The organism is Planococcus sp. CAU13 (assembly GCF_000775575.1).
Classification (GTDB): Bacteria; Bacillota; Bacilli; order Bacillales_A; family Planococcaceae; genus Planococcus.
Window position 1 is genome coordinate 1 of record NZ_JRGN01000132.1, and the last position, 10,223, is coordinate 10,223.

At 47.3% G+C, this 10,223-nt stretch carries 4 protein-coding genes; 3 read left to right on the plus strand and 1 reads right to left on the minus strand.

What is annotated here, in order from left to right; translation table 11 throughout:
- Both KW93_RS05655 and KW93_RS05660 read left to right on the plus strand, forming a co-directional pair.
- Positions 1-1,106: LLM class flavin-dependent oxidoreductase (locus KW93_RS05655; RefSeq protein ID WP_327078713.1), on the plus strand; the 1,106-nt coding region annotated here is incomplete at its 5' end.
- A gap of 99 nt (positions 1,107-1,205) precedes the next feature.
- Positions 1,206-4,268 carry a hybrid sensor histidine kinase/response regulator gene (locus KW93_RS05660; protein ID WP_033542013.1) on the plus strand — a complete coding sequence of 1,021 codons (3,063 nt, stop codon included), beginning with the start codon at positions 1,206-1,208 and terminating at the stop codon, positions 4,266-4,268.
- Between the two features lie 40 nt (positions 4,269-4,308).
- Here KW93_RS05660 and KW93_RS05665 read toward each other — a convergent pair whose 3' ends face one another.
- Positions 4,309-5,430 (minus strand): response regulator, encoded by a 1,122-nt coding sequence (locus tag KW93_RS05665; RefSeq protein ID WP_033542014.1) that lies wholly within the window; start codon positions 5,428-5,430, stop codon positions 4,309-4,311.
- A 246-nt stretch (positions 5,431-5,676) separates the two neighbouring features.
- Here KW93_RS05665 and KW93_RS05670 point away from each other — a divergent pair.
- Positions 5,677-10,223: SpaA isopeptide-forming pilin-related protein (locus KW93_RS05670; protein WP_052131480.1), on the plus strand; the 4,547-nt coding region annotated here is incomplete at its 3' end.

Here is a 10,223-nt window from a genome sequence, read left to right on the forward strand (position 1 = left end):
TCTCCGCAAATAAACCGTTCCTGCCCCGGCGAATCCACGTGCTACACTGGAAATATGTCAAAAAACAAGGCGGGAAACACATGATCTCACTCAGCATTCTCGATTATTCACCAATAGATGAAGGCGCGGTAGCAGGTGACGCCCTCCAGCAGACGACAGCGCTCGCGCAACTGGCGGATGAGCTCGGCTACAAGCGTTATTGGGTGGCTGAACATCATCAGGTCTTTTCGGTAGCCGGCAGTTCACCGGAAATGCTGATGATGCATCTGGCCGGCGCGACGAAAAGGATCCGCATCGGCTCCGGCGGTGTCATGCTGCCGCATTACAGTTCCTATAAAGTGGCGGAGAATTTCCGGCTGCTCGAAGCGCTGCATCCGGGACGCATTGATCTCGGCATCGGCCGCTCGCGCAGTTATCGCCTCGTCAACAAAGCGCTCAATGAATCGAAAGGAATTCCGGTTTCCTATGAGCAGCAAATCGCTGATATCCAAAAATATCTGACAGACGATACGGAAACAGAGCACCGGTTCCAGAAGCTGCGCGCCACGCCGGTAACCAAAACAGCACCTGAAATGTGGGTGCTCGGAACGGGCGAGGGCAGCGCTAAAGTCGCGGCAGAAGCTGGAGCGGGCTATGTTTATGCCCATTTTGCAAAACCGCTGAAATCGAGTGCGCGATTGTTCCGGTCGTATGAAAACCAATTTCAGCCCTCAAAACTGCAGGATGCGCCCAACACGATGGTCTCTGTTTTTGTGGTTGTGGGTGAAACCAAAGAAGAAGCAGAAAATTTAGCGAAGGCATTCGATCTCTGGCTGCTGTTCATCGAGTCGGAAACACCGCCGCCTTATTATCCGTCTGTTGAAACGGCGATGCAGCGAGGATTCAGTGCGAGTGAAATGGAAAAAGTCACACGCAACCGGAAGCGGATGCTCGTTGGGACAGCTGAAGAAGTGAAGCGGAGGATTGAAGAAATTGCGGAAATTTTTGAGACAGAAGAAATTTTGGTCATTCCGAATGTTGCACGTGCAGAGAACCGGATGAAGACGGTTCGGCTGCTGGCAGAAGCTTTTGGACTGGAAAAGCGGCAACAAAAAAACGGTCAGTAAATTCCAAGGATCCCAACTTTTTTTCAAATCGTCTCCTCCACAGAAAAAGTTCGTGCTATTCTGTATGAACAGAGAGCAAAAAGAACTAGGGGGAAAAGCGTGTCGAACCGGCGTATTATTTTAATCGTATTCATATTTATCTTTTCATTGACGGCAATGCGTTTTTTCTGGCTGGAAAATGCGGTGGATGTCGACAGTATCGATGCAGAAAAGGGCGTTATTGATTTTCGTGATGTGAACTTCAGCAAGGAACCGGTTCAGGGGCTCCGCGGGGAGTGGGAATTTTACCCGGGAGTGCTGCTGAAACCGGAAGAAATAGAGAATCAATCCGCCGCGGAATACATGGCTCTTCCAGGGAAATGGCATGATTTCTTTGATGAAGATACACCGTGGATGGAGCGGCAGGGTACATATCGCCTGAAACTTCTTGTTCCGGAAGAACGGATTGACCGGCTTTACCAGATTCAGCTTCCGCGAAATGCCTTGTCTTCAAAAGTCTATATCAATGGACAATTATTGCTTGATAATGATTTCTCCCTTCAAGGAAATGGAGAAATGATCTCCAATGCAGTGCCGCGTTCAACTTCTTTCAGAGCAAGGGAAAACAATGAAGTGGAAGTACTGATCCAATTTAAAAGTAATAGTTTAGCAAAAAGGAACGGTTTGATAAAAACCATCCTTTTCGGTGATAACCGTGCGATGAATGCGGCAAGTATGTGGAATATCGCAAATCAGTTGCTGATCCTTTGTCTTGCACTGGTTTGCGCCGCCTATACTTTTGTATTCTTCATCATTAGAAAAGGAAAACGGCATTTCCTCTATTTTTCGCTTGCTTCGCTGTGCCTGTTGCTTGCGACCGGACTCGATGATGACCGTATCTTATTGAATTGGATTCAGCTGAGTTACGGTGGCTACGTCAAATTGTTGTTTCTGTCCTATATTGGCACGGTAGTATTTTTGCTGCTGTTTGCCAGAAGCTTATTTGCAGAACAGCTGCATACGCGCATTTACAATGCATTGATCGGCGCGCTGACCGCGGGCACATTGGCAACTGTCGTCACTCCTCTGCAATATCTTTCAGTTGTAGTCACAGCTGTTTTTGTGCTGCTTGGTTTATTTCTTGGCGTTGCAGCTGTTCTTATCTGGAAATTGGCGAAAGGCAAGCACAGCGAAACTATTTTCGTCATGCTTGCAGCGGTCAGCGGTGCAAACAGTTTCCTGTGGGGAATTTACAGATCCCGGCTTGATATGGATTTGCCCTACTATCCCTACGATATTCTGATCGCTTATATCTGCCTGTCGATTTTTCTGTTTCTGCTGTTTTTCAGGACAGGCAATGAAAACAGGGAAATGACGATGAAACTGCAGGCGGAGTTGAAGAGGAAGGACCAGTTCCTTTCCAATACCGCACACGAAATGAAAAACCCGCTGCACGGCATGATGAACATCGCCTATTCTTTAATGCAGCAGGAAGGCGATCAGTTATCGAAAGAAGCGAAAAACAAGCTGGGGTTGATGACTTCGATCAGCCGCCATATGTCCATTACGGTGAATGATCTTCTGGATATCACGCGCATTAATGAGCATACAATTCAATTGAAAGTGACTTCAGTCGATCTGGAAAAACTGACAAGCGGGATTGTGGAGATGCTCGATGTCACGATCAGGCATAAGAAAATCCGGATCACCATCGATATCAGTGACCCTTTGAAAAGGGTGCAGGCAGATGAAAACCGGTTGATTCAGATTCTGTTTAATCTGATACAGAACGCAGTGAAATTTACAGAGGAAGGTACTATCCATATCCGGGGAGAAGTGATAGGGGATAATGCCGTACTGACGATAGAAGATTCGGGAATCGGCATGGAACCGGAAATGCTGAAGAGGATTTTTGAACCTTACACACAAGGCGAAGACAGTAGCGGGCTGGGCCTTGGGCTAACGATTTCCCGGCAATTAGCCGAACTGCACGCCGGGAAACTGGAAGCCGTCTCTGAACCTGGAAAAGGCTCGGCTTTCGTGCTCAGCCTGCCACTGGAATGTCAGCAGGCCGGTGCCGCCCCGCTGACTTCCGCTGTTGCCGCTGAGCAGCCGGATTTCACTGCGCCGGCTGTTCCTTCCATGCCGGAATTACCGCTGGATGCGGGATGGAATGCAACCGGGCAGCCCGCCAGAATCCTGATGGTGGATGACGATCCGGTCAACCTGAAAGTTCTGGGTGATGTCCTTTCCGGCATTGATTACGAAGTGAAAATGGCTTCCGGCGCAGAAGAGGCCATGAAGTGGATCGAAGAACAGCCGTGGGACCTGGTGGTGACGGATGTCATGATGCCGAATATTTCAGGTTACAAGCTGACCCGGCTGATCCGGGAGAAGTTTACGTGGCTGGAATTGCCGGTGCTTCAGCTGACAGCGAGAAATCATCCGGAAGATATTTATAACGGATTTTTATCGGGAGCGAATGATTATGTGTCGAAGCCGATAAGCGCACTTGAATTGAAAGCCCGTGTGGATAATCTGACCCGGCTGAAAAAATCCGTCAGTGAAAGGCTGCGGGTGGAAGGTGCCTGGCTGCAGGCGCAGATCAAGCCGCATTTTCTGTTCAATACATTGAATTCGATTGTGTCACTCGGCCAGTTCGATACGGAACGGATGGCGGCGCTCATGGACCAGTTCGGCAATTATCTGAGAAGAAGCTTTACACCGGATAATTTAAATCGATTGGTGAACATGGAACATGAAGTGGAATTGGTGAAGTCTTATCTGTATATCGAGAAAGAACGATTCGGGAGCAGATTGAATGTCGAATGGAAAACTGACCGGCTTGTTGAAATGGAAGTGCCGCCGCTGTCGATCCAGACACTTGTCGAAAATGCCGTGCAGCACGGGATTTTAAAAAGGGTGGAAGGCGGAACAATAGAAATCAGTATCCGACAGTCGGGAGCCGGTGCGGAGATTTCAATCATGGATGACGGCGTGGGGATGGATGAAGAAAAAGTTGGGGAGTTGCTGTCAGGTTCTTCCCAAAACAGCGGAATCGGTCTCACCAACACAGACAAGCGCCTGAAACAAATGTACGGAGAAGGATTGAAAATCGACAGCGAGCCTGGCCGGGGAACACGTGTAACGTTCCGGGTAAGGCCGCTTGAATTGGCGGAATAATTGAATGGACGAAAAAAAGAGCCCCTTGGTGGGCTCTTTTTTAATCCGCCTGCAAACACGCTTCAAGCAATTGCAAGGCAGCTTCATCCGGATCGGTTCCGTATTCTTCGAGCAGCATTTCCTTCAGCCGGCTGAATTGGTGCCGGACGGAATGGTAATCGCCGAGTTCTTTGAACAATTGCATGAGCTGAAGGTAGCTTGCATCCAGATAAGGAAAAGCTGCCTGCATCTGCAGATAGATGGTAATCGCTTCAGCAAATCGTCTTTGATTGGCCAGATAATCTGCAAGTTTTTTCAGCTGCTGGAACCAGATCATATTCAGGCGTTCCCGTTCATAATCCGCCCATACAAACTCTTCCTCAGCAAGATAAGTTCCGGAATATGCGCTGATCGCTTTCTGATACAGCGGCACCGTCTCTTCAGTCAATTCGGGCAGATTCTCCAGCTGCTGTTCCCATTCATCGACATCGAGCTTCACCTCGCCCAGCGATAATTGGTAGGCATGTTCATAATTCGTCAGCGAAACATTAAAGTTTACGGAAGCGATGGTTTTTCTGATTTGATAAATGCAGCCGTAAAGCTGGACGTATCCTTTATCAACGGAAAGATCCGGCCAGAATTCTTCCAGCAGAATATCTTTTCGCACCGGCTTATCGTGCTGCTGAAGCAGGTAAGCGAAAACGCTGCGGACTTTGGACGTTCTCCATTTCACCTGCATTTCCTGTTCCGTACCGTCTTCAATGCTAATAAAAGACAGCCGCTGAAGCGTTTTGATTTTTTGGACTGCCCCTGTTGCAGCAACTGCCGGTAATGAAGAGATGCGTGACAGGCTTTCCTGCAGGCGGTCGAATTGCACAGGTTTCAGCAGATAATCGACTGCGTTTAACTCAAAAGCTTTTACAGCGTAATGATTATAAGCCGTAACGAAAATGACTTGAACCCCGCTCCAGGAAGACTTTATCTTTTCTGCCAATTCTATCCCGTTCATACCTGGCATTTCCACATCCAGAAATACGATGTCCGGTTTCATCAAGGCAATCGCCTCAAGAGCTTTTAACGAGTCCATAAATTTACCTGCAATCGTGACGTTGCCAGCTTTGCAGAGTAACCACTCCAAATAATCCAGCGCCAGTAATTCATCGTCAACCAATATTGCTTTCATCCAATTATCCTACTTTCTGTCTTGCTTCTTCTTTAAGTATTACCAACTCTCTGGAAAATGTCAAAAGTATTAAAACGTCTTTCCATAAATGTACAGAATCTGTATAGATGCATAGTTTATCCTAATAGATGCATGAAAAATAGGTATTATTTTACTATTTGTTATGTTATTGAAGACACATGATAACGCTTCATGCTCACTGGCTGAGCCAGAGACATTTAAAACTACTATTAGATGGAGGAAACAATGAAAAGATTATTTGCTATGCTAATGTGTTTGCTTTTGGTCACGGATCTGTTCTTTGCCCCACTCGTTTCAGCGAATGCTGCTGAACCTGAACAACCTACAGATGAAACGATTCTGCTGACAGAAGAAACATCACCCGCCCCTGCTTCGGATGAACCCGTAGAAAATACGGAAACCATTATAGAACCGCAGGAAAGTAATGAAACGGCTCCAGTGGAACAGCCAGTCGCTGACGAACAGCCTGCAGAAAAAGCGGCTGCTGAAGAAAAGGATTCGCTTCCTAAAACAGAAGCACCTGCAGAAGAGGAAGTAATGACAGAAGAATCCGCTGAAGAAGAACAAGCGAAAGACGTTGTCGAAGAAGAGCTTGCTGAAGAAGAAACGAGCGAGCCTTCCGTCAATAGAACAAACATCCTGACACAAGGAACCATCAAAATCATGAACAATGCTGGCGATGAGCTTGACAGTGCTGATCTCAACTCGATCATCAGCCTCGACTACTCATTCGCTTTGCCGAACGGACATGGCTACACGGAAGGGAGTACGTTCTCCTTCCAGCTTCCCACAGAGCTTGCCGTGTATGAGCAACTTGTGGACGAACCATTGAACAGTAACGGCCAAGCAGTTGCTTACCTCAACGTGAGCTTGGACGGCATGGCTACATTGACGTTCACGAAATTCATAGAAGAGCGTTCCAACGTAAATGGCAACTTCTCGATCTGGTCGACGATCAAGACGGACACCGTCGTCAATGAGGATCGTACCGTCGTCATCACGCCGATTGTCGGTGGTGCGACGATTGCCATCCCGCTTAACTTCAATCCAGGCGGCCCTGGCATCGAGAAAAAAGGAACACCGAACCGCGCTTATAACGCAGAGACGATCGATTGGACAGTGGACTTCAATAAATCCATGCAAACCCTTTCGAACGCAGTATTAGAAGACCTCTTGCCAAGCGACCAGGCTTTGCAGGCAGGCTCAATTGAAGTTTATCACTTGATTTCGAACATGGATGGCACCACTACACTTAGCGCGCCTGTGAATCCAAGTGAATACACCATCAGTCAGCCGGACTTTTCGATTGAATTCAAAAATAAAATCGACTCTGCTTACCGTTTAGTTTTCACGGTGGATATCACGAATGACTCTGCCAAAAGCTTGATCAATAACGCCACATTGAAAGCGGATGGCAAAGAAGATGCGAAAGCTTCCGCGACTGTCACAGTCGGACGCGGCGAACCGCTTCAAAAGACATCAATTAATTACGACAACCGCACGCAAACGATCGGCTGGGAAATTAAATATAATTATAATCAACGGACCGTCGGCGTATCCGATGCAATTCTGACTGACTTGTTTGATGCTTCCCAGGACGTCCTCCTGGATACGTTCGTCGTCAAGAAAATCAGCCTTGATCAGAACGGCAAAGAAATCGGTGCCGGCGAAGTCGTCAATGACTACACCATCATACCAATGACAAAAGACGGCAAAAATGGCTTCACATTGCAATTCAACGACATGGTCAATTCAGCTTACAAAATCACGTACAAAACCACTGCGAATGAACGTGTTTTTAAAGATGGGATAATCACCAACGTTGTAACAACCGAATCCTACAAATCGACCGGGACACGCAATATTTCCCAACAGATTTTAACAAAATCGAACAATAGCCCGAACTACAAAGACAAAACGGTCAATTGGGAAATCAACTTCAACAACGACCGTCAAGAAATGAATAACTTGATCCTAAAAGACGTCTTCACGAACGGCGGTCTTACGTTCTTGCCGGATAGCCTGCAAATCTCAGGCTTGACAGCCGGAACAGACTACGTCGTCGAAGCAACTGGTAACAATGGCTTTGATATTCGGTTCATGAAGAACATCACACGTGAACATAAGATCATGTATAAAACAGCGTTCAACTACGAAGCGCGCGATAACCGCACGCTCAACTATCTGCAAAATGGCGCGACTCTCACTTGGGTGAACGCAGATAGTGAGCAGAAAGAAAAGAAAGCTGTCAGCAACTTCACGCCTGATAATTACACACAATCCAACGGTTTCAAGAACGGCTCCTACAATGCCGTGACGAAAGAAATCACGTGGAAAGTCGGCATCAACTACAACTTGAAGACGTTAGAGAAAGCAAAAGTCGAAGATGAAATCACAGGCAACCAGAAATTCCTGAAAGAAACGCTCGCTGTCTATGAAATGAGCCTGACTGGCGGCGCGGACGGCACGGAAGTGAAAGAATTGACGCCCGGCACGGATTATTGGGTCAGCTGGGTATCCGATTCGAAATTCATCGTCGAGTTTAAGAATACGTTGACGAAACCGTACATGATTTCCTACAATACGACATTGAAAGACCTGCCGTACTTAGAAAGCACGTACAAAAATACAGCAACCGTATCGAGCGGCGGCAACCTTGAAACAGCACTGGAAGCATCCATCAGCATCCCTCACGGTGGTGGCTATGCAACGAAATCTGGTGCACAAAACGGCAAGATCTTGAATTGGGCGGTCAACATCAACTTCGCTCAAGCAACAATCCAAAATGCGACATTGACGGATACACCGGACGAGAACCAAGAAGTACTCGCTGATTCTATCAGCCTTTACGCAACAACGGTCAGCACGAACGGCGATGTGAAGAAAGGTGCTTTACTGACAGAAGGAACTGACTACACACTCGCTGTCACAGAAGAAATGCCGGCTTCGTTCACGATCAAATTCACGGACACGATCAACAAACCGTATATCCTTGAATATCAGTCATTCATCCTGAAAGCTCCTGCTTCCATCTCCAATGATGTGACGCTTAGTGGGCAGAACTTGAATGAAGAAAAAACAGATACTTCGCAAACAGTCCAAGCGAAACGTACACAAGGCATGGGCGAAGCGACCGGCGTACTCGGCGGTCTCCTGATCACGAAAACAGACAGCAAGACGGGTGAATCCCTTTCAGGCGCAACATTCGAACTGAAAGACCCAGCTAGCGGCATCACAGTGAAAACCGGTACGACAAGTACTGATGGCATGATTCAATTCGAACGCTTGTTGTTCGGAGAATACAATCTAGTCGAAACAACTGCACCACCAGGTTATTTGAATGAAAACAAAGTGATTGCTGTTACCATCGATCGCGCATATGAAAAAGACAATAGCGAGCAACTCGGTAACGCGCTTACGGTTACGAACAAAAAAGTAATCCGCGCCGTTCAACTAGAGAAAATTGATGGAGAAAATCCATCCAAAAAACTCGCTGGGGCACAGTTCTTCCTTTATGAAACAACAAGTGGAACGTCAAGCCTGCGCGGGCTCTATCCGACGGACGAAAATGGTCAGATCTACATCGGAAACCTTGCACCAGGAAATTATCAATTCGTCGAAATGATGGCGCCATTCGGTTATGCACTCGACAATACACCGATTTCTTTCACAATCGGCGAGAAGCAGTTGGAAGTACTTACACTGGATCCAGTCAAGAACTTCCGGATCAAAGGCGGAGTCGAATTGAAGAAAGAAGACTTTGATATTCCGCTTCTCGGCTTGCAAGGTGCTATATTCGACTTGCAAGATGCTCAAGGAAACGTGATTCTATCCGACTTGATGACAGAGGACAACGGGAAGCTTACAGTCAGCGGCTTGACGCCTGGCGACTACCGCTTCGTCGAGACAGCTGCACCATTCGGCTATCAGTTGGACGCGACACCGATTCCATTCAAAATCGTGGACGCACAAAATGAAATCTTGAAAATCTCAGCGAAAAACCGCATCATCAAAGGCGGCGTGGAGCTGGTGAAAACAGATGCCGTGGATGGAGCGCTTCTTGAAGGAGCGGTGTTCGAACTGCAAACAGCAGAAGGAACTGTCATCCAGTCCGGCCTTACGACAAATGAACAAGGGAAATTGACGATCAACAACTTGCGCCCTGGCGCGTATCAATTAGTGGAAACGAAAGCACCAGCCTTTTATCAGCTGGCTGCAGAGCCATTAAAATTCACCGTTGAACAAGGAACGACTGCACAAATCGCGAAAGTAAATGCACCGAACGCGTTGATCACAGGTTCTGTCGATTTGACGAAAGCTGAGACAAACAACGCAGCGAACGTTCTTGCAGGTGCCGTCTTTGAATTACAGGATGCAGAGGGCAATCGAATCGAATCAAATCTGATTACAGATGCTTCTGGCGTCTTGACGGTAAATGATTTGAAGCCAGGCACATATCAGCTTGTCGAAACTGCAGCTCCTGCAGGGTATATTCTTGATGCAACTCCTTACAGCTTCACGATCGAACGGGCACGTACTTCGGCTGAAGTCAAAACAGTCGCTGTCAACGCTTGGAACGAAATGAAGCCAGGCAGTGTCGAATTGACGAAAGTAGCTGCTGAAGATGCAGAACTTTTCCTGGAAGGCGCTGTATTCGAATTACAAGATGCACAAGGCTCTACACTTCAGGAAGGTTTGACGACGAACTCTGATGGTAAAATCGCCGTAGCTGACCTTGCTCCTGGTACGTATCAATTTGTTGAAACAACAGC

Bases quoted from the DNA above. Each gene is read 5' to 3' on its own strand.
- KW93_RS05665 (WP_033542014.1), bottom strand. From the start codon at position 5,430: ATGAAAGCAATATTGGTTGACGATGAATTACTGGCGCTGGATTATTTG.